This is a genomic window from Oryzomicrobium sp. (genome assembly GCF_036820405.1).
Classification (GTDB): Bacteria; Pseudomonadota; Gammaproteobacteria; order Burkholderiales; family Rhodocyclaceae; genus Oryzomicrobium.
In genome coordinates this window covers 96161-122376 of record NZ_DAISLS010000012.1, presented here as the reverse complement: position 1 = coordinate 122376, position 26216 = coordinate 96161, and the positions used below count along the sequence as shown (strand labels likewise).

22 protein-coding genes are annotated in these 26216 nt (G+C 69.6%); 16 read left to right on the top strand and 6 right to left on the bottom strand.

The window, feature by feature from the left end; genetic code table 11:
• Nucleotides 1-40: 40 nt before the first annotated feature.
• Entirely contained in the window at nt 41-916 is an 876-nt protein-coding gene (locus V7Z98_RS13145) for a 23S rRNA (adenine(2030)-N(6))-methyltransferase RlmJ (RefSeq protein WP_334158448.1), read from the bottom strand.
• A gap of 62 nt (nt 917-978) precedes the next feature.
• On the opposite strand from V7Z98_RS13145, the gene V7Z98_RS13140 reads away from it, so the two are divergent.
• Nucleotides 979-1527, top strand: a complete 549-nt coding sequence (locus tag V7Z98_RS13140; RefSeq protein WP_334158446.1) for a YaeQ family protein — start codon at nt 979-981, stop codon at nt 1525-1527.
• 25 nt (nt 1528-1552) lie between these two features.
• Here the strand turns inward: V7Z98_RS13140 and V7Z98_RS13135 are convergent, their stop codons facing one another.
• Nucleotides 1553-2740, bottom strand: a complete 1188-nt coding sequence (locus V7Z98_RS13135; protein WP_334158445.1) for a phospholipase A — start codon at nt 2738-2740, stop codon at nt 1553-1555.
• 355 nt (nt 2741-3095) lie between these two features.
• Between V7Z98_RS13135 and V7Z98_RS13130 the strand changes: the two genes are divergently transcribed.
• Nucleotides 3096-4028, top strand: coding sequence for an HDOD domain-containing protein (locus V7Z98_RS13130; RefSeq protein ID WP_334158444.1), 933 nt, complete (start codon nt 3096-3098; stop codon nt 4026-4028).
• Here the strand turns inward: V7Z98_RS13130 and V7Z98_RS13125 are convergent.
• Complete coding sequence (locus V7Z98_RS13125; protein ID WP_334158442.1) at nt 4016-4192, bottom strand: hypothetical protein; 177 nt, start codon at nt 4190-4192, stop codon at nt 4016-4018. The two genes, V7Z98_RS13130 and V7Z98_RS13125, sit on opposite strands and share 13 nt — an antisense overlap.
• Nucleotides 4193-4281: 89 nt before the next feature.
• Here V7Z98_RS13125 and V7Z98_RS13120 point away from each other — a divergent pair, with 89 nt between their 5' ends.
• The 10 genes from V7Z98_RS13120 (at nt 4282) to V7Z98_RS13075 (ending at nt 15268) form a co-directional block, all read left to right on the top strand.
• Nucleotides 4282-4854, top strand: a complete 573-nt coding sequence (locus V7Z98_RS13120; protein ID WP_293260141.1) for a LemA family protein — start codon at nt 4282-4284, stop codon at nt 4852-4854.
• 12 nt (nt 4855-4866) lie between these two features.
• Nucleotides 4867-5781 carry a hypothetical protein gene (locus V7Z98_RS13115; protein ID WP_334158440.1) on the top strand — a complete coding sequence of 305 codons (915 nt, stop codon included), beginning with the start codon at nt 4867-4869 and terminating at the stop codon, nt 5779-5781.
• Between the two features lie 104 nt (nt 5782-5885).
• Nucleotides 5886-6248 (top strand): 5-carboxymethyl-2-hydroxymuconate Delta-isomerase, encoded by a 363-nt coding sequence (locus tag V7Z98_RS13110; RefSeq protein WP_293260137.1) that lies wholly within the window; start codon nt 5886-5888, stop codon nt 6246-6248.
• Nucleotides 6249-6372: 124 nt separating this feature from the next.
• Nucleotides 6373-8919: an EAL domain-containing protein gene (locus V7Z98_RS13105; protein ID WP_334158438.1), complete on the top strand. Its 2547-nt coding sequence runs from the start codon at nt 6373-6375 to the stop codon at nt 8917-8919.
• A complete protein-coding gene (locus V7Z98_RS13100) occupies nt 8916-9242 on the top strand; it encodes a hypothetical protein (RefSeq protein ID WP_293260131.1) in 327 nt (108 codons plus the stop codon). Before V7Z98_RS13105 ends, V7Z98_RS13100 begins: the two co-directional genes overlap by 4 nt.
• Nucleotides 9243-9244: 2 nt before the next feature.
• Nucleotides 9245-10105 carry an HDOD domain-containing protein gene (locus V7Z98_RS13095; protein ID WP_293260128.1) on the top strand — a complete coding sequence of 287 codons (861 nt, stop codon included), beginning with the start codon at nt 9245-9247 and terminating at the stop codon, nt 10103-10105.
• Nucleotides 10089-12293 (top strand): PAS domain S-box protein, encoded by a 2205-nt coding sequence (locus V7Z98_RS13090; protein ID WP_334158437.1) that lies wholly within the window; start codon nt 10089-10091, stop codon nt 12291-12293. The genes V7Z98_RS13095 and V7Z98_RS13090 overlap by 17 nt, the downstream gene beginning before the upstream one ends.
• The gene (locus V7Z98_RS13085) at nt 12290-13597 is read left to right on the top strand and encodes an HD domain-containing phosphohydrolase (RefSeq protein ID WP_293260122.1); all 1308 of its coding nucleotides are present in this window, start codon (nt 12290-12292) and stop codon (nt 13595-13597) included. The genes V7Z98_RS13090 and V7Z98_RS13085 overlap by 4 nt, the downstream gene beginning before the upstream one ends.
• Nucleotides 13590-14135 carry a response regulator gene (locus V7Z98_RS13080; protein WP_334158436.1) on the top strand — a complete coding sequence of 182 codons (546 nt, stop codon included), beginning with the start codon at nt 13590-13592 and terminating at the stop codon, nt 14133-14135. The genes V7Z98_RS13085 and V7Z98_RS13080 overlap by 8 nt, the downstream gene beginning before the upstream one ends.
• Nucleotides 14136-14152: 17 nt before the next feature.
• On the top strand, nt 14153-15268 hold the full coding sequence (locus V7Z98_RS13075; protein ID WP_334158435.1) for an ATP-binding protein: 1116 nt from the start codon (nt 14153-14155) through the stop codon (nt 15266-15268).
• A 10-nt stretch (nt 15269-15278) separates the two neighbouring features.
• Here V7Z98_RS13075 and V7Z98_RS13070 read toward each other — a convergent pair whose 3' ends face one another.
• Nucleotides 15279-17246, bottom strand: a complete 1968-nt coding sequence (locus V7Z98_RS13070; protein WP_334158434.1) for an ATP-binding cassette domain-containing protein — start codon at nt 17244-17246, stop codon at nt 15279-15281.
• A 269-nt stretch (nt 17247-17515) separates the two neighbouring features.
• Here V7Z98_RS13070 and V7Z98_RS13065 point away from each other — a divergent pair, with 269 nt between their 5' ends.
• The 4 genes from V7Z98_RS13065 (at nt 17516) to V7Z98_RS13050 (ending at nt 22404) form a co-directional block, all read left to right on the top strand.
• A complete protein-coding gene (locus V7Z98_RS13065) occupies nt 17516-18514 on the top strand; it encodes an NAD(P)H-quinone oxidoreductase (protein WP_334158433.1) in 999 nt (332 codons plus the stop codon).
• A 61-nt stretch (nt 18515-18575) separates the two neighbouring features.
• The gene (locus tag V7Z98_RS13060; protein ID WP_334158431.1) at nt 18576-19790 is read left to right on the top strand and encodes a DUF2252 domain-containing protein; all 1215 of its coding nucleotides are present in this window, start codon (nt 18576-18578) and stop codon (nt 19788-19790) included.
• Between the two features lie 144 nt (nt 19791-19934).
• On the top strand, nt 19935-21287 hold the full coding sequence (locus V7Z98_RS13055; RefSeq protein WP_334158430.1) for a DUF3300 domain-containing protein: 1353 nt from the start codon (nt 19935-19937) through the stop codon (nt 21285-21287).
• A 64-nt stretch (nt 21288-21351) separates the two neighbouring features.
• Nucleotides 21352-22404 carry a DUF2950 domain-containing protein gene (locus tag V7Z98_RS13050; protein WP_334158429.1) on the top strand — a complete coding sequence of 351 codons (1053 nt, stop codon included), beginning with the start codon at nt 21352-21354 and terminating at the stop codon, nt 22402-22404.
• Between the two features lie 103 nt (nt 22405-22507).
• Here the strand turns inward: V7Z98_RS13050 and V7Z98_RS13045 are convergent, their stop codons facing one another.
• Together V7Z98_RS13045 and parC are read right to left on the bottom strand one after the other, a co-directional pair.
• Nucleotides 22508-23377 (bottom strand): HDOD domain-containing protein, encoded by an 870-nt coding sequence (locus V7Z98_RS13045; protein WP_293260098.1) that lies wholly within the window; start codon nt 23375-23377, stop codon nt 22508-22510.
• A gap of 317 nt (nt 23378-23694) precedes the next feature.
• Nucleotides 23695-26202 carry a DNA topoisomerase IV subunit A gene (parC, locus tag V7Z98_RS13040; protein WP_334158428.1) on the bottom strand — a complete coding sequence of 836 codons (2508 nt, stop codon included), beginning with the start codon at nt 26200-26202 and terminating at the stop codon, nt 23695-23697.
• Nucleotides 26203-26216 lie beyond the last annotated feature (14 nt).

Sequence of the window (26216 nt, the reverse complement as noted above, 5' to 3'; positions counted from 1 at the left end):
TCCTTATCGTTCCTAATGGACCGGGCCGCAGGGAATGCCCTTACAGCCCGTCGTGTTCCAGGGTGTAGCCGGCGCTCTCGTCCTCGCCGAGCAGTTCGACCAGGGCGGGCATGGCCTCGGCCAGTTGCTGGGCCAGCACCCAGGGCGGGTTGAGGATGAACAGGCCGCTGCCGTGCATGCCGAAGCCGTCGGCGGTGGGCTTGCGCACGGTGAGGGCCACGTGCAGCCAGCTCTTGGCGCCCAGGGCCTTCAACTGTTCGGGCAGGCGGCGGGTTTCCAGGCGGTGCAGCTGGGGGTACCAGAGCACGTAGGTGCCGGTGGCGAAGCGCTTGAGGGCGTCCTTGAGGGCGGCCACCACCCGGGCGTATTCGCTCTTGTCTTCGTACGACGGGTCGATCAACACCAGGGCGCGGCGCGGCGGCGGCGGCAGCAGGGCTTTCAGGCCCTCGTAGCCGTCGCCGGCGTAGATCAGGGCGCGCCTGCCGGCGTCCTTGAAGCAGCGGGCCAGCAGGGGCGAATCGGAGGGGTGCATCTCGAACAGGCGCAGCTTGGTCGATTCGCTCGCCACCACGTCGGCGATCACCGGGGAGCCGGGATAGACCTTGAGGGCGCGGGGCACCCCGTCCCTGCCGTTGCCGCGCTCCCGGGCGTTGATGGCGCGGATCACCTCGACGTAGCGGGCCAAGAGCGGCGGCAGGCCGGGCTCGTCCCACAGGCGGGCAATGCCGCTTTCGTACTCGGCGTTCTGGGTGGCGAAGCCAGTTTCCAGGGAATACATGCCGGCGCCGGCGTGGGTGTCCAGGTACCAGTAGGGTTTGTCCTTCTGGCCCAGGTAGTCGAGGCAGGCGATTTCCACCGCGTGCTTGAGCACGTCGGCGTGATTCCCCGCGTGAAAGGCGTGGCGATAACTTAACATGTCGGGTTTTTCGATTTCCGTTCAGGCCGGCATTGTACGGCCTGGCACCTCACCCGACTTCCATGGCTCTCAAATCCACCGTATTCAAGGCCGACCTGGGCGTGGCCGACATGGACCGCGGCTACTACGGCGACCATTCCCTCACCCTGGCCCGCCACCCTTCCGAAACCGACGAGCGCCTGATGGTGCGGCTGCTCGCCTTTGCGCTGAACGCCGACGAGCGCCTGGAGTTCGGCCGGGGCATTTCAACCGACGACGAGGCCGATCTGTGGCGCCTCGACCTGACCGGCGCCATCGAGCAATGGATCGACGTGGGCCTGCCGGACGAGCGCGACATCCGCAAGGCCAGCAACCGGGCCAACGAGGTGGTGCTGTACACCTACGGCGGCCGGGCCGCCGAGATCTGGTGGGAGCAGAACCAGAACAAGCTGGCGCGGCTCGACAACCTCACCGTGGTGAACCTGGCCGCCGCCGAGACCCAGGCCCTGGCGACCCTGGCCGCGCGCACCATGCGCCTGCAAGTGACCATTCAGGACGGCCACCTCTACGTGGCCGGCGAGGGCGACCCGGTGGAAGTCACCCCGGTGTTCTGGAAGCGCCCCCGGGGCTGAAGCCGGCCCCGGGGGCAGCCCCCGCTTACCACTCCACCAGGGAAATCCCCAGGCCGTAGTAGGTGGCCCGGTAGTTGTAGTCGATCATGCTCTCGCCGTAGCCGGAGAACACCTGCACGTGACCGCGCAGGTTGCCGGAGATGGGAAAGCCCCAGTCGAACTCGGCGGAGCCGTGGTTGCGCTCGCCCGTGCGCAGGGAATGGCGCAACCCCAGGGAAAACACGTGGCCGCCCCAGCGGCGCACCACCAGCAGATCGCCCCGGCCCATGAAGTCGGAAATGTCCGGGTTGTCGTTGGTCTCGGCCTTTTCCGGCACCCGGTACCAGCCGCGCAGCATCACGTTCCAGTCGCCCTTCTCGAAGCCTAGGCTGCCGATCACCCGGTTCCAGCTGCGCGACAGGGGATCGGCCCGGCCGTTGGACTGGTGGTTGAAGGAGATCGAGGCCAGGCGCCCGTTCCAGCCCAACAGGCTGTAGTTGGTGCGGAACACCAGCATGGCCTCGGGCTCGTAGTTGGTCTCGCGGAAGGGGCGCGAAATGCCGCCGTTGTAGACCTGCCAGCGCGACGACTGGGTGTAGCCCAGCCACAGGTCGCCGTTGTCGCCGAAGATGTTTTCCCAGGCCTTGGTCTTGAGGCTCAACTGGAACTTGGCCTCGGTGCTGTCGAAGGGCAGCGGGCTGTGCACCTGATTGGCCGGATTGGGGCTGGTGGGCTCCCGGTTGGGGGTGCGGGTGTAGAACACCGGCAGCAGGTACACCGGCTTGTAGGGGCGGATCACCCAGGTGCCGCGCTTGGCCGCCGGAGTCAGCTCCCAGCGGTCGTCGAAGGGCGTCACCTCGGCCGAGAGGATGGCATCGCTGACCAGCCCGCCCCCCGGCACGGCGCGCAGCCCGCCGGCGGCGTTGGCGGCCGGCAGTTGCTCGGCCAGGGCGGATGCGGGGGCCGGCGCCCCCGGCGGCACGTGGGCCAGGGGCTGGCCGGTTTCGGACCCAGCCGCCGGCTGTTCGCCGGGGGCCGGCTCGGTGGCGCTGCGCCGCCCCAGGGACCGGTCGTAGCAGGCCAGCCGCTCCAGGGGGCTGGCGATGCCGACGCAGGCGCCGGGGCCTGAAACGAGCGAACCCGGCGCGCCGGGCAGGGGCGCCTGGGCCCGGGCCGGCACCAGGTTCAGGGCCAGCAGCGATGCCGCCAGGGCGTGGAAAGCACGAAAAGACATGGTGGGCGTCACGGAAAAGGACAGAGGGAGACAAAGGGAAAGCAGCCGATACCCCGAACGCATGAAACCTGGACAAAACCGCCCCCGGGCAGACGGCGGCGGCAACGCCGCCCGGGAGCGGGGGAGCATTCATGCCGCCATCTTGCGTGAGGGCCACGGCAACGCAAAGCGCCCGCCGCGGGCCTGACGCATCCATGCGGCCCCAGGGCAGCGCTTCGACACTACACACTGCGCATTACGCCACGAATCCCTGAGAATTCTCGCCGATTCCCACGAATGCTGGCGCGTCCCTATTGGCGGCGCTACGCCCCCGGGATACCCTAGGGCAACTCATCCTCCGCCGGATCGTCCCGCCATGATCGAGACCACCCTGCCGGACCTGGATTCCTGGGTCGCCTACCTCTCCGAAAACGAAATCCCGGTGCTACGCCACACGGCCCGTCAGTTGGAGGCCCTGGCCCAGGACCTGGACCGCATCAACGGCCGCGACGTTTCCGCCGTGGCCCTGCACGACCCGCTCATGACGGTGCGCGTGCTGGCCTACATCCAGCCCTACCGGGGCAAGCGCCTGCAAGGCGAAATCACCACCGTCGAACAGGCGGTGATGATGCTCGGCATCGAGCCCTTCTTCCGCCACTTTCACAACGTGCTGGTGGTGGAAGACACCCTGAAGGCCCACCCCCAGGCCCTGCTCGGCCTGCTCCACGTGGCCCGCCGCGCCCAGCGCGCCTCGCGCTACGCCTACGACTGGGCCCTGTGGCGCCACGACCTGAACGCCGAGGAAGTGCGCATCGCCGCCCTGCTCCACGACTTGGCGGAAATCCTGCTGTGGTGTTTCGCCCCCCACCTGGCCCTGGAGATTCTGGCCCGTCAGCGGGGCGACCGGACCCTGCGCAGCGCCGCCGTGCAGCAGGAGGTGCTGGGCATCCAGCTCATCGAACTGCAACAAGCCCTGTGCCACGCCTGGGCCCTGCCCGACCTGCTGCCCCGGCTGATGGACGACCAGCACGCCAAGCACCCCCGGGTGCGCAACGTGGTGCTGGCGGTGAATCTGGCCCGTCACTCGGCCAACGGCTGGGACGACGCGGCCCTGCCCGACGACTACGCGGCCATCGGCGAACTGCTCAACCTGACCCCGGAAGCGGTGCGCGCCCGGGTCGGCGCCCCGCCTCCCGACGACGGCACGGGCGAAGGCGATGGCGACAGTGGCACCGATGGCGGCGCGCCGGATTCCGCGTCCGCGCCGCAGGATGAGGCTGCCCCCCCTCCCCCGCCTCAACCGCAGTAGCGCAGGTTGGCGAAGTCGAGCAGCAGATCCGGCCGCCCGTAGGCGAAAAAGCCGGCAGCCAGGGCCAGCAGCGCCGCCGCCGCGCCCACCGCCAGCCACAGTCGGCGGGCACCCCGGGCCGGTGCGGCATGGCCCACGGGCTTGTCATAACGAAGGTCGTCCATCCCGGTATGATAGCCGGCGCCCGCGGCGAATGTCCTCGCCTTCCCTGGCGTGTGCGCCCGCCGGCCGCCCCTCTTCCCGGAGCCCCCTCATGAGCATCAGCACCGCCGTCCTCCTCGGCCTCATCGCCGTGGTCGTCCTCTACGCCGTGATGACCTACAACGCCCTGGTCGGCCTCAAGCACGGCGTGGCCAAGGCCTGGGCCAACATCGACGTGCTGCTCAAGCAGCGCCACGACGAGCTGCCCAAGCTGGTGGAGGTGTGCAAGCAGTACAAGGAATTCGAGCAGACCACCCTGCAACGGGTGATCGAGGCCCGCTCCCAGGTGCAGCAGGCCCGGGAAGCCCATGATGTGGGCGCCCTGGGCGAGGCCGAAGGCAGCCTGCGCCAGGGGCTGCTGCGCCTGTTCGCGGTAGCCGAGGCCTATCCGGAACTGAAGGCCAACGAACACTTCATGCAGTTGCAGACCCGCATCACCGGCCTGGAAAACGCCATCGCCGACCGCCGCGAGCTGTACAACGAGGCGGCCAACCTGCTCAACGTGCGCTTGGAGCAGTTTCCGGACGTGCTGGTGGCCCGCCTGGGCAGCTTCGAATCCCAACCCCTGCTCGAATTCAGCGTCGCCGAAAAGGCCGACGTGGATCTGAAGGCCCTGTTCGGCTAAGGCCCTCCCGCTGTGTTCGACGGCCTGCGCCTCAGCCGCTGGAGCAGCGTCCACTGGGCCACCTCCGGTGTCCAGCTGGTGCTGCTGGCCATCGCCGCCCAGACCCACTCCCGCCTCGGCTGGCTGGTGTGCATCGCGCTGCTGGCAGCGATCAGCCTGGTCGCCTGGGCCTCGGCCTACCGGCGCCGCCGCGCCATCACCGACACTCCCACCGCCAAGGTAGCCACCGCCGCCCAGGGCTACGCCGAACTGACCGGCACCGGCCGCCCCCTGGACGGCCTGCCCATCGTCGCCCCGGGCCGCCACGTGCCCTGCCTGTGGTTCCGCTACCTGGTGGAAGAGCGCAACCACAAGCGGGAATGGACCGAGGTGCAGCGCAGCGAGTCCGAGGGCTCCTTCATCCTCGACGACGGCACCGGCCAGTGCCTGATCGACCCGGCTGGCGCCGAAATCGTCACCCGGCACAAGGAAACCACCGTCGCCGACGACACCCGCACCACCCTGTGGCTGCTGCTCAATGGCGACCCGCTCTACGCCATCGGCGACTTCCGCACCGTCACCGGCCTGTCCGGGGAGCTGGACCCCAACGCCGACGTGCGCGACCTGCTGGCCGAATGGAAGAAGGACCCGGCCGCCCTGGCCAGGCGCTTCGACCTGAACGGCGACGGCACCATCGACGAACAGGAATGGCTGCTCGCCCGCCAGGCGGCCAAGCGCGAGGTGGCGCGCAACCACGACGCCCTGCGCGCCGCCCCGGACATCCACCTCCTCGCCCGCCCCGCCGACGGCCGCCTGTTCCTGGTGAGCAATCTGTCCGAAGCCAAGCTCGCCCGCCGCTACGGCCTGTGGTGCCTGTTCCACCTGGCCCTGTTCTTCGCCGCCGTGGCCGGCCTGCCCTGGCTGTGGGCCGAAGGCGCCCCGCTTTAGGCGCCCCTTGCGGGCGCCGCGTTCGGACACCTCTGCCCGGCCGGCCTTACCATTGCCCCTTGCCCGCCGCCGTCGCGGCGGGCGCCACCGCCCAAGGATTCCCCATGCCCCACCTGACCCTGGAATACACCGCCAACCTGGACGGTGCCCTGGACGCCCCTACCCTGCTCGCCGGCATCAACGCCGAGCTGGCCGCCTCGGGCCATTTCGACGAGCCGGACATCAAGAGCCGGGCGATCCGCCTCGACGACTACGCCATCGGCGTGCACAACACCGGCCGGGGCTTCGTCCATGTGCGGCTGGCGATCCTCTCCGGCCGCCCGCCGGAAGTGAAGCAGGAACTGGCCGCCGCCGTGGCCGGGGCCCTCCACGCCGGGGTGCCGGCGGTGGACGGCCTGACGATCCAGCTTTCCGCCGAGATCGCCGACCTGGACCGGGCCAGCTACGCCAAGTCGATAAAAGGCTGACCGCTCCGCCCCCAGGGGAAACAGGTCTTCCCCCCGAATGCGGTGCTAGGCATAGGACATATGCCCTTGCAGTTTTTGGGATTTGGCGAAAAGATTGAAGCCAAACCCCATATACGCGCCCGGCATGGAACCCACGTCCACAATCACCACGAGCCCGCCTCCGGCCGGGCTGGCGGAACGTATTGCCCTTTTGGCCGAGTTCCTGCCGGAAAGCCTCTGGCTGGTGGATGTGATCGAACGGCGGGTGGTCTACGCCAACCCGGCCTATGAAAAGGTCTGGAACGCCTCCCGGGACGCGCTCTTCGCCGACCGCTTCGACTGGCTGAACCGGGTCCATCCGGAAGAGGTGGGCCGCTTGCGGGCCTCCCTCCACCGCCGCCCCTACGGGGGGCTGGATATCCGCTTCCGGGTCATCGGCCCCACCGGCGAGGTGCGCTGGCTGCACATGAAGAGCTTCGCCATCGGCGACGGCCCGCGCCCCCACACCATCGGCGGCATCGCCTTCGACGTCACCGACGCCCTGGCGGCGGAGGCCCGGGCCCACCACCTGGCCCACTTCGACGAGCTCACCGGCCTGCCCAACCGCAACCAGTTCCGCGAGCAGGTGGCCGAATCGCTGCGCCATGCCGAGCGGCACCACCGCCAGGCGGTGCTGTTCTGCCTGGGCCTGGACGGTTTCCAGAGCGTCAACGAGAACCTGGGCTACCGGACCGGGGACGAGGCCCTGGCCCAGCTGGCCCGGCGCCTGGGGCGCGACCTGCGCGCCGGTGACCTGCTCGGCCGGCTCGGCGGCGACCTGTTCGGCGTTTTCCTGAGCGAACTGGACAGCCCTATCGACATCGCCAATGCCGCCCGCCGCCTGATCGAGCAGACTTCCGCCCCCCTCGATGTGGACGGCCACACTCTGTACCTGGGCACCAGCATCGGCATCGCCGCCTTTCCCACCGACGGCGACAGCATCGACCAGTTGCTCTACCGGGCGGAAACCGCCCTGCACGACGCCAAGGAAAACGGCGGCGGCAGCTACCGCTTCTTCGAGGCCGCCGCCAACGAGCGGCTGCGCACCAAGCTCCAGACCGAACACTCCCTGCGCCAGGCGATCCAGGAAGACCAATTCATCCTCCACTACCAGCCCAAGGTCAGCTGTAGCAACGGCACCATCATCGGCGCCGAGGCCCTGATCCGCTGGCAGCATCCCCAGCGCGGGCTGGTGTCCCCCGCCGAGTTCATCCCGGCCATGGAAGAAAGCGGGCTGGTGCTGGCGGTGGGCCACTGGGTGCTGCGCCAGGCCTGCATCCAGGCCGCCCGGTGGCACGCCCAGGGGCTGGGGCCGTTCACCATGGCGGTGAACCTGTCGGGACGCCAGCTCCAGGAAGGCAACCTGGTGGCCAAGGTGCGCCAGGCCCTGGCCGATACCGGCCTGCCGCCGCGCTGGCTGGAACTGGAACTGACCGAATCGATGCTGATGGAGGATGTGGAGGACACCATCGCCATCCTCACCGAGTTGCGCGCCATGGGGGTACGGCTGTCGGTGGACGATTTCGGCACCGGCTATTCGAGCCTGGCCTACCTGAAGCGCTTCCCCCTGGATGCGGTGAAGGTGGACCGCTCCTTCGTCCAGGACATTGCCGCCGATCCCAACGACATCTCCATCACCCGGGCGGTGATCACCATGGCCCACGCCCTGCAAATGAAGGTGATCGCCGAAGGTGTGGAAACCGAGGCCCAACTGGCCCTGCTCATCGCCAACCGCTGCGACGAGATTCAGGGCTACTACTTCAGCCGCCCCGTGCCGGCCGCCGAGATGGAGCAGATGCTCATGGCAGGCAAGGCGATTCCAGGCGACCTGATCCGCCCCCAGGAGAAGAAGCGCACCCTGTTGCTGGTGGACGACGAGGCCAACATTCTCTCGGCCATGAAGCGCCTGCTGCGCAAGGAAGGCTACGAGATTCTCACCGCCGCGGGTGGCGAAGAGGGCCTGGAGGTACTGGCCAACCATCCGGTGGACGTGATCATCTCCGACCAGCGCATGCCGGGCATGACCGGGGTCGAATTCCTACGCCGCGCCAAGGTTCTCTTCCCCAACACGGTCCGCATCGTCCTGTCCGGCTACACCGAGCTGCAATCGATCACCGGCGCCATCAACGAGGGCGCCATCTACAAGTTCCTGACCAAGCCCTGGGACGACGACCACCTGCGCGAGCACATCGCCGAGGCCTTCCGCCAGAAAGAGTTGGCGGACGAGAACCTGCGCCTGGCCAGCGCCGTGCAACGGGCCAACCGGGAGCTGGAGGCGACCAACCAGCGCCTGCAACAGCTGCTCGCCGAGCGGGAAGAGCGCATCAGCCGCAACGAAACCGCCCTGGGCGTGCTGCACGAGGTCCTGGAAGTCCTGCCCTGGCCCTTGCTCGGGGTGGACGAAGACGGCCTGATCGTCGCCATGAACAACTTGGCCGAAGACTTGGTGGGTCCCCAGGGCGGTCTGCTCGGCCTGCCCCTGGGCACGGTGCTCCCACCTCAGGTGGTGGACAGCTTCCTGCGCGAGAATGCCCAGGAATTGCCGGTGACTCTGGGCGGCCGCACCTACCGGGCCTGCCGCCACGCCTTGGGCCTGTCCTCGGCGGGGCGAGGGCTCGCCATCACCCTGATCCCGGAAGGAGCCGCGCCATGACGACCCCGCCGCTCTGGATGCCGATCGCCGACATCGCGCCGGACATGCACCTGGGCGCCGACCTGCTGGATGCTGCCGGCCAGACGATCCTCACCGCCGGCTCCCGGCTCGATGCCCGCCGGCTCGAAGAACTGGCCCGCCAGGGCATCGCCAGCCTGCCCGTCGTCCCGCCCGACCCAGCGGCCGGCGACCCGGCCACCGCCCGGGAAAAGGAAATCCGCCGCCAACTGAAACGGCGCTTCGCCCAGGCAGGCGACAACCCGGCCAGTCGGGCCCTTTTCCAGGTACTGCTGACGCGACAACTGGGCAAAGCGGAGGACTGACCATGTCCGACCATCTCCCGCCCCGGCCCAGTCTCGAGGAAATCGCCGCCCGGATCGCGGCCCTGCCCACCTTGCCCAGCATCGCCTCCGACCTGCTGAGCCTGAACGAGATGGAAGACATGGACACGGGCCTGCTCGCCCGGCGCATCGCCGCCGACCAGACCCTGGCCGCCCGGGCCCTGCGCGTCGCCAATTCTCCCTTCTACGGCCTCCAGGGCCAGGTGGTGTCGATCCAGGAAGCCATCGTCGTGCTCGGCTTCCGCGCCGTGCGCTCCCTGGTCATATCCGCCGCGGCGGTCCAGGCCCTGGCCACCCTCAAGCCAGACAAGCACTTCGACCCCCACCCCTTCTGGCGCCACAGCATCGGCACCGCCGTGTCCGCCCGCCACCTGGCCCTGCTGGCCGGGCGCAACCCGGAATCGGCCTTCGCCGCCGGCCTGCTCCACGACATCGGCCAACTGGTATTGGCCGTCTCCTTCCCGGCCCACTACGCGGCCATCCACCAGAGGATCCAGCGGCACGCCAGCCCCCTGCTCGACGTGGAACGCCAGATGATCGGCACCACCCACGCCGAGGCCGGCGCCCTGCTGGCCGAGCGCTGGGGATTGCCGGTGGCGATCCGGGAGGCCATCGCCCTGCACCACCAGCCCGACGACGCCACCGCCGATTCCCTGGCGGACCTCACCCACACCGCCAACGTTCTGTCCCACGCCCTGGCCCTGGCCACCCCTCCCGACGAGCCGGTGCCGACCCTTTCCGACACCGCCTGGGCCCGCCTCAACATCTCCTGGGCAAACCTGCCACCAGCCCTGGACCGCATCGCCGGCGAATTCGAGGACACCCTCCATGCCCTCATTGCCTGACCTTTCCGCCGCCCTGGGCGACCAGGTTCTGCTGCGCCACCTGCAAGTCAGCGTAGTGGACGACGCGGGCATCATCCTCTACGTCAACGACCGCTTCTGCGACGCCAGCGGCTACACCCGGGACGAACTGATCGGGCAGCGCTCCGCCCTGCTCTCCAGCGGGCGCCACCCCGAGGACTTCTTCCGCACCATGTGGCAGACCGCCCGGTCCGGGTTCGACTGGCGCGGCGAAGTGGCCAACCGGCGCAAGGACGGCAGCGAGTTCTGGATCGAGCTCACCGTAGTGCCCCTGCCCGGGGACGGCGATGCTCCATGTTGCTACGTCGGGCTGGGCTCGGACATCACCCGGCTGGTGGAGGCCGAGCAGCAGTTCCGCCACAGCGAGGCCCGCTTCCGCGGCCTCACCGAGACCATCAGCGCCGCGGTTTTTCTCCACCAGGGCGAACGGTTGATCTACGCCAACCGGGCCATGGAGCGCATTTCCGGCTACAGCCGGGACGAGCTGCTGGGCATGCCGTTCTACCAGCTGGCCCGGCCGGACGCCCAGGAGAGCCTGCGCGCCCGGGCCGCCGCACGGCTGCGGGGCGAACCGGTGGCGCCGATCTACGAAGTACCGATCCGCACCAAGGGCGGCGACATCCGCTGGCTCGAAGTCACCGCCACCCGCATCGACTACGACGACGGCTACGCCGCCCTGGGCACCGCCATCGACATCACCGAGCGGCGCCAGGCCGAAGCCGCCCAGCGCCACATCCAGCAGGTGCTGCAACAGATCATCGACGGCGATCCGGTGCCCACCTTCGTCATCGACGCCGAGCACCGCGTCACCCACTGGAACGCCGCCTGCGGCCTGATCACCGGCACCCCCGCCGCCCGCCTGCTCGGTACCCGACTGGCCTGGACCGGCTTCTACGACACGGAGCGGCCGGTGCTGGCCGACCTGATCGTGGACGGCGACATCGAAGCGCGCATCGACAGCTTCTACGGCAACTTCTACCGCCGCTCCGAGGTCATCCCCGGCGCCTACGAGGCCGAGGGATTCTTTCCCCGCTTCGGCACCGGCGGGCGCTGGCTGTTCTTCACCGCCGCCCCACTGCACGACGACCAGGGGCGGATCATCGGCGCCATCGAAACCCTGGTGGACATCACCGAGCGCAAGGAGGCCGAAGCCGCCCTGCGCAACGCCCATGCCGAACTGGAAACCCTGGTGGAACGCCGCACCGCCCAGCTCGCCCAGGCCAAGCAGGCCCTGGAAGAGGACGTGGCCAAACGGGAAGCCTCGGAAGCCGAGCTGCGCCGCCGCAACGCCGAACTGGTGGAAGTGAACGCCCGCCTCCAGGAAACCCAGGAACAGCTGGTGCAGTCGGAAAAGCTGGCATCCATCGGCCAGTTGGCCGCCGGCGTCGCCCACGAGATCAACAACCCGATCGGCTACGTCCAGTCCAACCTCACCACCCTGGAGCGCTACCTTGGCGACGTGCATGCCGTGCTCGCAGCCCTGGACGCGGCGGCGGCCCAGTTGCCGCCCGAGCACCCCGCTGCCCAGGAAGTGGCCCGGCTCAAGCAGGAGCGGGACTTCGACTTCCTGCTCGAAGACCTGCCGGACCTGACGGCCCAGTCCCAGGAGGGCATCGACCGGGTGCGCAAGATCGTCGCCGACCTGAAGGATTTTTCTCGCCTCGATTCCGGCCAGGACTGGCAACGGGCCGACCTGCGCCAGGGCCTCGACTCCACCCTCAACATTGTCAACAACGAGGTCAAGTACCGGGCCGAGGTGGTGCGCGACTACGGCGCCCTGCCGGAAATCGAATGCCTGCCCTCCCAGCTCAACCAGGTCTTCCTCAACCTGCTGGTCAACGCCGCCCACGCCATGCCCGACGGCGAGCGCGGGCGCATCACCCTGCGCACCGGGCACAGCGGCAGCGATGCCGACGAACGGGTCTGGGTCGAAGTGGCCGACACCGGCCGGGGCATCGCGCCGGAGCACCTGCACCGCATCTTCGACCCCTTCTTCACCACCAAGCCGGTGGGCAAGGGCACCGGCCTCGGCCTCTCCCTCTCCTACGGCATCGTCCAGAAGCACCACGGCCAGATCCTCGTCACCAGCCAACCCGGCCAGGGCACCACCTTCCGGGTGGTCCTGCCGGTACGCCAGCCCAGCCAGACCAAAGAGGGAACACCCCCATGACCGACGGCGCCCCCCAGCCCGCCACCATCCTGTGCGTGGATGACGAGGCCAACATCCTCTCGGCCCTGCGCCGCCTGTTCCGCCCCACCGGCTACCGGGTCCTGATCGCCAACGGCGGCGCCGAAGGGCTGGCCCTGCTCGAGGCCGAGAACGGCGCGGTGGACGTGGTGATCTCGGACATGCGCATGCCGGAGATGGACGGCGCCCGCTTCCTCGCCCAGGTCAAGGCCCGCTGGCCCCGGCCGGCGCGCATCCTGCTCACCGGCTACGCCGACATCGAATCCACCGTGGCGGCCATCAACCAGGGCGAGATCTACCGCTACATCGCCAAGCCGTGGAACGACGGCGAGGTGCTGCTGACGGTGCGCGACGTGCTCGATCGCCAGTCCCTGGAGCGGGAAAAGGCCCGGCTGGAGGCCCTCACCCAGGCCCAGAACGAAGAGTTGAAGGCCCTCAACGCCAGCCTGGAGGACAAGGTCCGGGCCCGCACCGAGGAACTGCGCAAGGCCAACGACAAGCTCAAGACCGGCTTCATGACCTCGATCCGGGTCTTCGCCAACCTGATCGAGCTGCGCGAGGGGCGCATGGCCGGCCATTCCCGCCGGGTCGCCGACCTGGCGCGGCGCATCGCCAAGCACATGGGCCTGGCCCCCTGGGAAGTCCAGGACGTCTTTCTTGCCGGTCTGCTCCACGACATCGGCAAGATCGGCATCCCCGACCACCTGCTGAACAAGCCGGAACCCCAGATGAGCGCCGACGAGCGCGGCCTGTGGCGCAAACACCCAGCCAAGGGCGAACAGGCCCTGATGGCCCTGGAGGACCTGCGCGGCGCCGCCCGGCTGATCCGTTCCCACCACGAGCGTTACGACGGCCAGGGCTATCCGGAAGGGCTGTCCGGTCTGATCATCCCCCTGGGCGCCCGCATCCTGGCCCTGGCCAACGACTACGACGGCCTGCGCGAGGGCAGCGTCACCGGCCGGCGCCTGGACGAGCAGGAGGCCCGCCAGCACCTGCTCCAGGGCAAGGGCAAGCGCTACGACCCCCAGGTGGTGGAGACTTTCTTCGCCCTCTCCGGCGGCGCCAAGGAAGCCCAGGTCACCGACCTGGCCCTGGCCCCGGCGGACCTCAAGCCGGGCATGGTGCTGTCCCGCGACTTCATCAGCCGGGAGGGCGTCCTGCTCCTGGCCGCCGACTACATCCTGGACGAAGGCCTGATCCGCCAGATCGGCGACTACGAGCGCGCCGAGGGCGGCCGCCTGCAACTGCACGTCCGCCCCCCCGTGGAGGCCCCCCGCCATGGCTGAACGCCCCCTGCCCCGCATCCTGCTGGTGGATGACGAACCCCACGTGCTGTCCGCCCTGCAACGCCTCCTGCGCCGGGAGCTGGCCGGCACGGCCCAGGTCGAGGCCCACACCTCGCCCCGGGCGGCCCTGGCCCGGGCCCTGGAAGTGCCCTTCGCCCTGGTGGTGAGCGACTACCGCATGCCCGAACTCGACGGGCTGGCCTTCCTCAAGGCCTTCAGCGAACTCCAGCCCCGGGCGCGGCGGCTGATGCTGTCCGGCGTCACCGACTTCGACGTGCTGGTCAGCGCGGTCAACGACGTGGGCCTCCAGCGCTACCTGATCAAGCCCTGGGACGACCGGGAGATGGCCGACGCCCTGGCGGCGGCCCTGGCGGACCAGGCCAAGGACGAGGAAGCCCGACGCCTGGCCGACGAGCGCCGCGGCGAGCTGGGCCAGCTGTCCGCCGAGGAACTGGAGCGCCGCCGCCTAGAGGCAGAAGAGCCGGGCATCACCCAGGTCCGGCGTGGCCCCGACGGGGCCATTCACCTCGACGACTGACCGAGCGACGCCCCGCCATGCACCCGCTGCTCCAGCGCCAACTCCGCCGTTACCTGAAAACGGCGGAGGACACCCCCCTGCCCGCACCCGACGCCCCGGCCTGGCCGGCCCTGTTCGCCGCCGTGAGCGAAGCCTACGAACAATCCGACCGGGATCTGGACCTGATCAAGCGGGCCCTGGACCTGACCTCGACCGAACTCAACCAGCGCAACGACGAACTGCGCCGGGAACTGGTCGAGCGCAAGGAAACGGAAGTCGCCCTGCAACGAGAAAAGAAGGAACAGGCGGCCCTGATCACCCGCCTGGAAGACACCAAGCAGCAGTTGCTGTATTCGGAAAAGATGGCCTCCATCGGCCAGCTGGCCGCCGGCGTGGCCCACGAGATCAACAACCCGGTGGGCTTCGTCCAATCGAACCTGGGCTCGTTGAGCTCCTACCTGGAGGACCTGTTCGCCCTCGCCGACCTGCTCGAAGAGGTGGGTGACGCCCTGCCCGACGGGCATCCGCTGCGCCAGCGCATCCTCGCCGCCAGCGCGGAACGGGACCTGGAATTCCTGCGCGACGACGTGCCCAAGCTGCTGGCCGAATCCCGGGACGGGGTGGCCCGGGTGCGCAAGATCGTCCAGGACCTGCGCGATTTCTCCCACCCGGACGAGGGCAAGTTCGCCTGGGTGGACCTGAACCCGGGGATCGCCTCCACCCTCAACATCGTGCACAACGAACTGAAGTACAAGGCCGAGGTGGTCACCGACCTGGGAGAGCTGCCGCCCATCGAGGCCAATCTGAGCCAGCTCAACCAGGTGTTCCTCAACCTGCTGGTGAATGCGGCCCACGCCATCCAGGACAAGGGGCGCATTACCGTCACCACCCGCCACCTGCCGGAACAGGACGAGGTGTGCATCGGCATCACCGACACCGGCTGCGGCATCTCCCGGGAAAACCTGGCCCGCATCTTCGACCCCTTCTTCACCACCAAGCCGGTGGGCAAGGGCACCGGCCTCGGCCTCTCCCTCTCCTACGGCATCGTCCAGCGCCACCACGGGCGCATCGAAGTGGACAGCGAGGTAGGGGTGGGTACCCGCTTCCAGGTCATCCTGCCGGTGCGCCAGGCCATCCCCGAATCCCAGGAGTAGGTCGGGGCGCTCAGGCGCCCTTCTGCTTGGCCTCCAGCTCCTCCCAGCGGCCGAGCAGTTCCAGCAGCTCGTCGTCGATGGCCGACAGGCGCGCGGCGAAGGCGTTGGCCTCCTGGGGGGCGTTGGCGTAGAGGTTGGGGTCTTCCAGGCGCTGGGTCAGGGCGGCCTGTTCGGATTCCAGGGCGGCGATGCGGTCGGGAAGGGCATCGAGTTCGCGCTGCTCCTTGTAGGACAGCTTGACCGGCTTGGCCTTGGCCGGGGCATCGGCCGAAACCCCAGACGGGGCGGCCTTCTCGACAGGGGCATCGCTGGACGCCTTGCGCGGCGCGGCGTTCGCGGCGGGCGCGTCGGCGAAGCCCGAGGGACGCGCCCCCTGGGCCACCCGCCAACGGGCCCAGTCGTCGTAACCGCCGACGTGCTCGCGCCACACGCCGTTGCCCTCGGCGGCGATCACCTGGGTCACCACGTTGTCGAGGAAGGCCCGGTCGTGGCTGACCAGGAAGACGGTGCCCGGGTAGTCCTGCAACAGATTCTCCAGCAGTTCCAGGGTGTCGATGTCCAGGTCGTTGGTCGGTTCGTCGAGCACCAGCACGTTGGCCGGGCGGGCGAACAGGCGGGCCAGCAGCAGCCGGTTGCGCTCGCCGCCGGACAGGCTCTTGACCGGCGAACGGGCCCGCTCCGGGGCGAACAGGAAGTCGCCCAGGTAGCCGATGACGTGCTTCTTCTCGCCGTTGATCTCCACCGTATCGGACCCCGGGGAAATCACGTCGGTGAGGGCCGCCTCCGGGTCCAGGGCCTCGCGGAACTGGTCGAAGTAGGCCACCTGCATCTTGGTGCCCAGGCGAACGGTACCGGAATCGGGCTCCAGCTGGCCGAGGATGAGCTTGAGCAGGGTGGTCTTGCCGGCGCCGTTGGGGCCGATCAGGCCGATCTTGTCGCCGCGCAGGATGCGGCAGGAGAAGTCGCGGATCACCGTCTTGTCGCCAAAGGCCTTGCCGACGTGGGCCAGCTCGGCCACCACCTTGCCGCTCTTCTCGCCGGCGTCCAGGTTGAAGTCCACCCGGCCCTGCTGCTCGCGCCGCGCCGCCCGCTCGCTGCGCAGCTGGTCGAGGCGCTGGACGCGGAACACGGCCCGGGTGCGCCGGGCTTCGACGCCCTTGCGAATCCACACCTCTTCTTCCTTGAGCAGCTTGTCGAAGCGGGCGTTGGCCAGGGCCTCGTCCTTGAGCTCCTGCTCCTTGCGCTCCTGGTAGGCGGTGAACGACCCCGGGTAGCTGGCCAGCTTGCCCCGGTCGAGTTCGACGATGCGGGTGGCGAGCCGGTCGAGGAAGCGCCGGTCGTGGGTGATGAACAGCAGCGTCACCCCGGCGGACACCAGCTGCTCTTCGAGCCAGGCGATGGCGTCCAGGTCCAGGTGGTTGGTCGGTTCGTCGAGCAGCAGCGCCTCCGGGCCGATGGCCAGGGCCTGGGCCAGGGCCAGGCGCTTCTTCTGGCCGCCGGACAGGCTGGCCACCTTGGCGTCCGGGTCCAGGCCGAAGCGCTCGATCACCCGGTCGGCCTGGGAGGCGTAGGACCAGGCGCCCCGGGCGTCCAGTTCGCTCTGCAGTTCCTGCATGCGGGCCAGCAGGGGTTCGTGGTCGGCGTCCGCCTCGGCCATGGCATGGGAGACGGCGTGGTACTCGGCGAGCAGGGCCGAGGTGTCGCCCATGCCGTCCACCACCGCCTCGAACACGGTGGATTCCGGGTTGAGCGGCGGTTCCTGGGGCACGTAGGCGAGCTTGAGGGCCGGCTGGCGCCAGATGTCGCCGTCGTCCAGGTGCCCCACCCCGGCCAGGGCTTTCAACAGGGACGACTTGCCGCTGCCGTTGCGGCCGATCAGGGCCACCCGCTCCCCCTTGTCGAGCTGGAAATCGGCGTGGTCGAGGAGCGGCACGTGGCCGTAGGCAAGGCAGGCGCCGGTGGCGGTGAGAAGCGGCATGGTGATGGGCAGACGAGAAGACAGGCGAGGAATGGATGCACAAAGGCCGGGGGGACGCGCCCGCCGTCGCCGCTGAACACCGGAAACGCGGCGCGGGGCGCCATTGTAGCGCCCCGGCGGCACGCTGCCGCGCGCTTCGGCGGAACCCGGTCAGCACCAGCCGTATATCATGGCTGCATCGTCAGACCCGCCCGGCAGGCGCCCCCCGCCCCGGGACCTTGCCGCCCACCGCTTGCGCTGGGCGCGTTTCATCGTTTTTCGAGGATGCCATGCTGCCCGACTCCATGCGCTACGTCGCCTACACCCCCTCCCCAGACCCGGCCACCCTGCACGTGGCCCAAGGCCCGGTGCCCAAGCCCGGCCCCGGCGAGATTCTCGTCCAGGTGCGCTATGCCGGCATCAACCGGCCCGACGTGTTCCAGCGCAAGGGGCTCTACCCGCCCCCGCCGGGGGCCTCGCCGATCCTGGGCCTGGAGGTGGCCGGCGAGGTGGCCGCCCTGGGCGAGGGCGTGGATGCCTGGCGGGTGGGAGACCCGGTCGTCGCCCTGGCCCCGGGGGGCGGCTACGCCGAATACTGCGCGGTGCCGGCCGGCCACGCCCTGCCGGTGCCGGCCGGCGTGCCGCTCGAACAGGCCGCCGGCCTGCCCGAGAACTGGTTCACCGTGTGGTCCAACCTGCGCGACATCGCCCATCTCAAGGCCGGTGAGCGGCTGCTGGTGCACGGCGGTTCCAGCGGCATCGGCCTGGCCGCCATCCAGCTCGGCAAGCTCACCGGCGCCCAGGTGTTCACCACCGTGGGCAACGCCGAGAAGGCCGCCGCCTGCCGCGCCTTCGGCGCCGATGGGGTGGTGGAATACCGCCGCCAGGACTTCGTCGAGGAAATCCGCGCCGCCACCAACGGCGAAGGGGTGGACGTGATCCTCGACATGGTGGGGGGCGACTACGTGCAGAAGAACGTTTCCCTGCTGCGCCGCGACGGCCGGCTGGTGTACATCGCCTTCCTCAATGGCAGCAAGGTGCCTTTCGACTTCCTGCCGGTAATGACCAAGCGCCTGACCATCACCGGCTCGACCCTGCGCCCGCGCAGCCGCGAGGAGAAGGAAGCGATCCGCGACGCCCTGCTCGCACACGTCTGGCCGGCCCTTGCCGAGGGCCGGGTGAAATCCCGCATTCACGCCACCTTTCCCATGGAGCAGGCGGCAGAGGCCCACCGGCTGATGGAATCGAGCGCCCACATCGGCAAGATCCTGCTCGCCGTGGCGCCCTGATCCGTCCCGCGATCCGCCCCGCCGTTCCCGTCCCGCCCCCCGTCACGAAGAAAGGACCGCCATGTTCGACGCCCTTACCTGCATCCGCGACTACAACGCCGGCCGCGACCCGGAGCGCCTGGTGCTCAAGTACCGCAACATGCGCGCGAGCCCCTTCGTCTTCCTGCGCGGCACCTGCCACCTGTTCTACGACCGCCTGCCCAACGAGCGCATCTTCCGCCACGCCCCGGCGGCCTGGGTGTGCGGCGACCTGCACCTGGAGAACTTCGGCAGCTACAAGGGCGACAACCGGCTCGCCTACTTCGACCTGAACGATTTCGACGAGGCGGCCCTGGCCCCCTGCACCTGGGACCCGGTGCGGCTGCTCACCAGCATCCTGGTGGCCGCCGCCAGCCTCAAGGTGAACCGGGCCGAGGCCCTGGCCCTGGGCCAGGTGTTCCTAGAGGGCTACGCCAATGGGTTGGCCCAGGGCAAGGCCCGCTGGATCGAGCGGGACACCGCCGAGGGCCTGGTGCGCGAACTGCTCGACAGCCTGCGCAACCGCCCCCGCTCCGCCTTCCTCGACAGCCGCAGCACCCTTAAGACCCCCAAGGGGCGTAAGCGGGTCCTGCGCGTCGACGGCCGCAAGGCCCTGCCCGCCAGCGCCAAGCAGCGGGCCAAGGTGGAAGCTTTCATGGCCGCCTTCGCCAAGACCCAGCCCAACCCGGAGTTCTACAAGGTCATCGACGTGGCCCGGCGCATCGCCGGCACCGGCAGCCTGGGGGTGGACCGCTACGCCATCCTGGTGGCCGGCAAGGGCTCGCCGGACGGCAACTACATCCTGGACCTGAAGGAGGCCCTGCCCTCCTCCCTGGTCCCCCACCTGCACCTCAAGCAGCCCCGCTGGAAGAGCGAGGCGGAACGGGTGGTGGCGGTGCAGCGGCGCTCCCAGGCGGTGTCCATGGCCTTCCTCCAGCCGGTGACGATGGGCAAGAAGGCCTACATCCTGCGCGGCCTCCTGCCCAGCGAGGACCGGGTGGCCCTGGACGGCGGCAACGGGCGCAAGCTGCGCCGCCTGGAAAGCGTGCTGCGCACCATGGGCGAACTGGCGGCCTGGGACCAGCTGCGCAGCAGCGGCCGGGACGGCTCGGCCAGTGCCGACGAATTGATCGATTTCGGCCACGACCCGCGCTGGCGCCCCACCCTGCTGTCCCTGGCCGAGGGCTGCGCCGAGCAGGTGAAGGACGACTGGAAAGCCTACGCCACCGCTTACGACGACGGCTTCTACACCCTCTAGCAGGGCAGCCGCCCCGGTCCGGCCGGGGCTTACGCTTTTTTACAGGGCGGGGACGAACCGGGGCGGTAGCGTGGCCCTCTAACCTTGAAGGCCCGAATGCGGCATCGCCGCGCGCGGGTGTCCGTCACCACAAGGAGGCCGATCATGAAGGCGACGCTGTGGCGCGCCCTAGCCTGGGTTGCCGCGATCCTGGCCCTGGCCTGGCCGGCGGTGGACTATGCCCAGGTCCAGACACCGGCACCGGCGCCGTTCAGCGCGCCCCAGCTGGAACAGCTGGTGGCCCCCATCGCCCTCTATCCTGACCCCCTGCTGGGGCAAATCCTGATCGCCGCCACCTACCCCCTGGAAGTGGTGGAGGCCGCCCGTTGGCTCCAGGAGCCGGGCAACGCCGGCCTGAAGGGCAACCGGCTGGCAGTGGCCCTGCAAGCCCAGGATTGGGACCCGAGCGTGAAGTCCCTGGTGCCCTTTCCCCAAATCCTGCAAATGATGAACGACCAGCTGGCCTGGATGCAGCGCCTCGGCGACGCCTTCCTGGCCCAGCAGCCCGAGGTGATGGACGCGGTGCAGCGCCTGCGCGCCCGGGCCCGGGCGGCGGGCACCCTGCGCTCGACGCCCCAGGCCGTGGTCTCCCAGGACGGCCCGGAGACCCTGATCGAGCCCGCCGACGCCCAGTACGTCTACCTGCCGGCCTACGATCCAGCCACGGTGTACGGCGTCTGGCCCTACCCAGCCTACCCGCCCTACTACTTCCCCCTCTACCCGACGGATTTCGCCCTCGGCATCGACTACGGCCTGGCCTTTGCCGTGGTGGTGCCCCTGTGGGGCTGGGGAATCTTCGACTGGCACCATCACTACCTGCGCGTCGATCCGGCCCGCTTCAACGCCATCAACTGGCACCGCCCGCCGGTAACGTCCGGCATCTGGCAGCACGATCCCGCCCACCGGGGCAGCGTGCCCTATCGGGACCCGGCCACCCGCGCCCGCTTCCTCGGCGCCCAGGGCTCCCCGGAAGCCCAGCGGACGTTCCGCGGCTATCCCGCCGCCGGGCCCAATGCCGGGCAGGTGCCCGGCGCCCTGCGCGGCCAGGCCGGTGCCGGCCCGACGCCGGTCCAACCCCGCTCGCCAGGCAGTGCCGGCTTCCAGACGCCGAACCGTCCCAACGCCCCCCCGTCCGTTTCACAACCCGTTCCCCAATCCAGGCCCCAGCAACCGTCGGCCCCGCTCTATGGAGCACCGCCGGAACGGCAGTTCAACCGGCCCCAGGAACGCCCATTCCAGGCGCCTCGGCCCGCACCGGCGGTGGAACGGCCCATCCCCGCGCCGGCCCCGGTCTATCGCCCGGCCCCGCCCCCGGTGTTCGAATCCTACGGCCGGGGCGCCGAAATCCGCGGCCAGGCCGAACGCGGCTGGGAAAGCCGCCAGTCCATGCCGGCGCCGGCCCCCCATGGCGGCGGCGACAGCGGTGGCCGGCAGCAAGGCGGCGGCCACCACCGCTGATCCAGCCAGCCCCGGCCCAGTTTTGCCCCTTCAACGACGCATGGACGACACCGGCGGAACCACCATGGCCCACACCATCCCCCGCATCCAGCCCATTCACCGTACCCCCCTCGCCCGCATCGGCGCGGCCCTCGCCACCGCCCTGGTGCTCCATGCCGCCGGCGCCCAGGCCGGCGGGCACGGCGTGGGTGGGCAACGCACCTTCGCCACGCCGGAACAGGCCGGCGAGGCCCTGGCCGCCGCCTGGCACAGCGGCCGGACGGCGGACCTGGCGCGCCTCTTCGGCCCCCGGGGCCAGCGCCTGCTCCACAGCGACGATCCGGCCGCCACGCAACACGCCCGGGCCACCCTGGCTGCCGCCTACGACGCCCACCACGCCATCGAGCCGGTGGGGGACGACCGGGCCCTGCTGATCCTGGGCCAGGACAATTTCCCGTTTCCCATCCCCCTGGCCAAGGCGGGCAAGGGCTGGCGCTTCGACACCCGGGCCGGTGAGGAAGAAATCCTGTCCCGGCGCATCGGCCGCAACGAATTGAACGCCATCCAGGTCTGCCGCGCCTATGTGGAAGCCCAGCGGGAATATGCCCTGCGCCACACCGACGCCGATGGCCGGCGCCGCTACGCCGAGCGGCTGGGAAGCAGCGACGGCCGGCAGGACGGGCTGTACTGGCCCCAGGGGCAGGAAGGGCAGAATGAACCGGAAAGCCCTCTGGGCCCCATGGTGGCCGCGGCGGCCAGCGGCGAGCAGCCCCCGGGCGGCATCGCGCCGGCGCCGTACCACGGCTACTACTACCGCATCCTGACCCGGCAAGGGGCCCACGCCCCGGGCGGGGCGGCCGATTATGTGGAAAACGGGCGCCTGAGCGGCGGTTTCGCCCTGGTGGCCTTCCCGGCGCGCTACGGCGAAACCGGGGTGATGACCTTCATCGTCAACCAGAACGGGATCGTCTTCGAGAAGAATTTGGGCCCTCGCACCGATGTGCTGGCGCGGGAGATGACCCGTTACGACCCGGACCCGAGCTGGCGCATTCCCAAGCGCCAGTTGCCGCGGACCACCGCGGCCACCGCACCCGCCGCCCCAGTTGTTCCCGCCGCCGCAACGGCGCCGGGGCGCTGATCGGCTGACACAGGGCGGCACTTAGGCCGCGCACCCTGAGGCCGTTGCGCCGGCAGGCCGGGGAGGCCCCCCGGATCGGGCAGCGTCCAGGGCATCAGACGGTTCAGACGAACTCGGCGCGGATTTCCTCGCAACGCTGCTTGATTTCGTCGCGCAGCGAGAGGTAGGTATCGCCGAGGGATTCCTCCCATTCGGCTACCATTTCCTTGTCCTGGCCGAGCCACTCGAACAGGCCGCCGCCCAGGATGTTGGCGACGAAGATGACGTCGCCGAGGCTCTTCGGCGTCACCGGCACAGGGCGCGGCTGGTCATGGTCGCGCAGGGCCTCGATCAACCCTTCTTCCAGGCCCAGGGCATGGAACAGGGTGTCGCCGATGCTCTCGTGCCACTGGATGATCAGGTAGCGCACCGTGTCGGGCCGGACCCGCAGCTCTTCGTACTGGGCCGCCCGGTAGAGCATGTAGAAGGCCCCCAGGTCGTGGATCAGCCCGGCCAGCATGGCTTCCCCCGGGTTGATGCGGGTGAGCCGGGCGGCGATCACGCTGGCGGCGCTGGCGGTTTGCAGCGAGTGCTCCCACAGGCTGGTCATCAGCTCGCTGAAGCAGGCCATGTCCCGGGCCAGGATGAGCTGCTTCATGGCGGTGGAGATCGCCACCGTGCGCACGGTCTTCAGCCCCACCCGCTCCACGGCGCCACGCAGGTCGCGGACCTTGTTGTCGCCCGGGCAGAAGGCGGCGGAATTGGCCAGATGCAGCAGCTTGCTGCTGATCAGGGGCTCGGCGCCGAGCAGGGTGACGACATGGCCCAGGGCCACGTCGGGGTCGTTGAGCGCCTTGCGCAGGCGCACCACCACGTCGAAGCAGGTGGGAAAGGTCACATCGCCCTGCAACTCCTTGGCGATGTCTTCCAGCATCTGAAAGCGCTGAGCGTTCAGCGCGGCCCCGGTTTTGTTCTCGCTTGCGATGGGGTCCATGGGTATCCCTCGTGTCCGGCAGAAATAGCATTGTGCAAATGCAATGGTATACCGGAGCCGCCGGGAAGAAACGCGCAAAAACTGGCAAAAAGCGGCAAATTGCCGTAATCCCGCCCCGCCACCCCGCCACCCCGCCGCTCCGGCAGCCGAATCGGTCGGACGCGCCCCTCCGCCCCCGGCTAACAACGCTCCCCATCATGTGAAACGCCGCGACTGGCGCGGCGTTTCACAGGGTGTGAACGGGGTGTGCCTGGAGACTGGCTCCTGGCGCGGGGTTTGGCGCAGGCCCTGGGAAAAGGCTGATCGGCTTTGGCCGGTCAGGCCTTGTTTTCCTCCACGGCCCGCACCAGCACCGGCTTGCCGGCGGCGTCCGGGGTCTTCTTGCCCTTGCGCGCACGCTGGCTCAGGTACTCGCCGATGGCGCCGCCGGCAATGGTCGCCACCTTTTTCGCCCCGGCGCGGCCGGTGCCTTCCACCACCACCGCCGGGTCGGTGACCACCGCCACCGAAATCAGGCTGGCGTTGTCGGCCAGACCCATCAGGATCACGCCCTTGCCGCCGCCGGACAGTTCCTTGACGTCGAGCAGGGGGAAAATCAGCAGCTTCTCGTCCGAGGACAGGGCCGCGACCATGGGCACCTCGCCGGTTTTCAGCGGCGTCGGCGGCAGGATGGCGGCGCCGTCGTCCACGGTGACGAACTGCTTGCCGGCCTTGGTGCGGCCGATCATGTCGCCAAGGCGGCAGGTGAAGCCGTAGCCGGCGCTGGTGGCGATCAGCAGGCCCAGGTCGGCGGGGCCGGCGACGAAGGCGGCGAGCTTGGCCCCGGCGGTGTCGATCATGGAGGTGATCGGCGCACCGTCGCCCCGGCCACCCGGGATGCTGGCCACGGGAATCGAGCAGGCCCGGCCGTTGTCGAGCAGCAGGATGGCCTGGTCCACGGTGCGGCAGGCGCTGGTGGCGAACAGGCCGTCCCCTTCCTTGAAGGTGATGGTGCCCAGGTCCACGCCGTGGCCCTGGCGGGTGCGGATAAAGCCCTTCTTCGACAGGATCACGGTAACCGGCTCGTCCACCACGGCCTGGGTGACCTGGGCGCGGGAGGCTTCCTCGATGACGGTGCGGCGCTCGTCGCCGTACTTGGCGGCGTCGTCCTTGATCTCCTTGATGATCTGGGCGGTCATGGCGGCGGGATCGTCGAGCAGGCGGTTGAGTTCGCCCCGCTCGATTTCCAGTTCCGACAGTTCCTGCTCGATCTTGATCGCTTCCAGCCGGGCCAACTGGCGCAGGCGGATTTCCAGGATGTCCTCGGCTTGGCGCTCGGTGAGGTGGAAGCGCACGATCAGGTCGGCCTTGGGCTCGTCCGACTCGCGGATCAGGGCGATCACCTCGTCGATGTTGAGCAGCACCAGGCGCCGCCCTTCGAGGATGTGGATGCGGTCTTCCACCTGACCCAGGCGGTGCTCGCAGCGCCGCTGCACGGTGGTGCGGCGGAAGGTGGTCCACTCGTCGAGCAGGCCGCGCAGGGTGCGCTGGCCGGGCCGGCCGTCCAGGCCCAGGGCCACCAGGTTGATGGAGGCGGAACTCTCCAGGCTGGTGTGGGCGAGCAGCAGGGTGGCGAATTCCTGGGGGTCGAGCTTGGAGGAGCGAGGCTCGAACACCAGGCGCACGGCGTGGTCCTTGTCCGATTCGTCGCGCACCCGGTCGAGCTGGGCCAGGATCAGCTGCTTGGTCTGGCTCTGCTCCTGGGTGAGGGTCTTCTTGCCCTTCTTGACCTTGGGGTTGGTCAGTTCCTCGATCTCTTCGAGCACCTTCTGGGACGAGGTGCCCGGCGGCAGCTCGGTCACCACTAGCTGCCACTGGCCCCGGGCCAGTTCCTCGACCGTGTAGCGGGCGCGCACCTTGAGGGAGCCGCGGCCGCTCTCGTAGGCGTCGCGGATCTCGGCGGCGGTGGAGATGATCTGGCCGCCCCCCGGGTAGTCCGGGCCCTGGACGTGTTCGAGCAGCTCGGCGGTGGTCAGCTCGGGCTTCTTGAGCAAGGCCACGGCGGCCTTGGCCACTTCGCGCAGGTTGTGGGAGGGAATCTCGGTGGCCATGCCCACGGCGATGCCCGAGGCGCCGTTGAGCAGCAGCATCGGCAGCCGGGCCGGCAGGTACTGGGGTTCCTTGAAGGCGCCGTCGTAGTTGGGCTGGAAGTCGACGGTGCCCTTGTCGATCTCGGCCAGCAGCAGCTGGGCGATGGGGGTGAGGCGGCATTCGGTGTAGCGCATCGCCGCCGCCCCGTCGCCGTCCCGGGAACCGAAGTTGCCGTGGCCGTCCACCAGGGGATAGCGCAGGGAAAAGTCCTGGGCCACCCGCACCATGGCGTCGTACACCGCGGTGTCGCCGTGGGGGTGGTACTTACCGATCACGTCCCCCACCACCCGGGCCGACTTGACCGGCTTGGTGGTGGCGTTGAGCCCCAGCTCGTGCATGGCGAAGATGATGCGCCGCTGCACCGGCTTCATGCCGTCGGCGGTGTCGGGAATGGCCCGGGAGCGCACCACGCTCATGGCGTAGCGCAGGTAGGCGTCCTCGGCGTAGCGGTGCAGGGGGAACGGGGATTCGCCGTCCCAGACGAAGGGAGTGGGGGCCTGGGGAGGCGCCGGCGGGGCGGCGGGGCCCGGGGCCGGGAGGTCCAGATCGGCGGCGTCGGCCGGAGCGTCGTCGCCGGCGGCGGACAGGGCCAGGTCGGCCTCGTCCTGCACGGCCGTGCCGGTTTCCGTCTCCGTCGCCGTGGCGGCGCCCGGGGCGAACAGGTCCGGCGTCAGGTCGTCGGTGGGGTGGGTCATGGTCTGCCTACTCT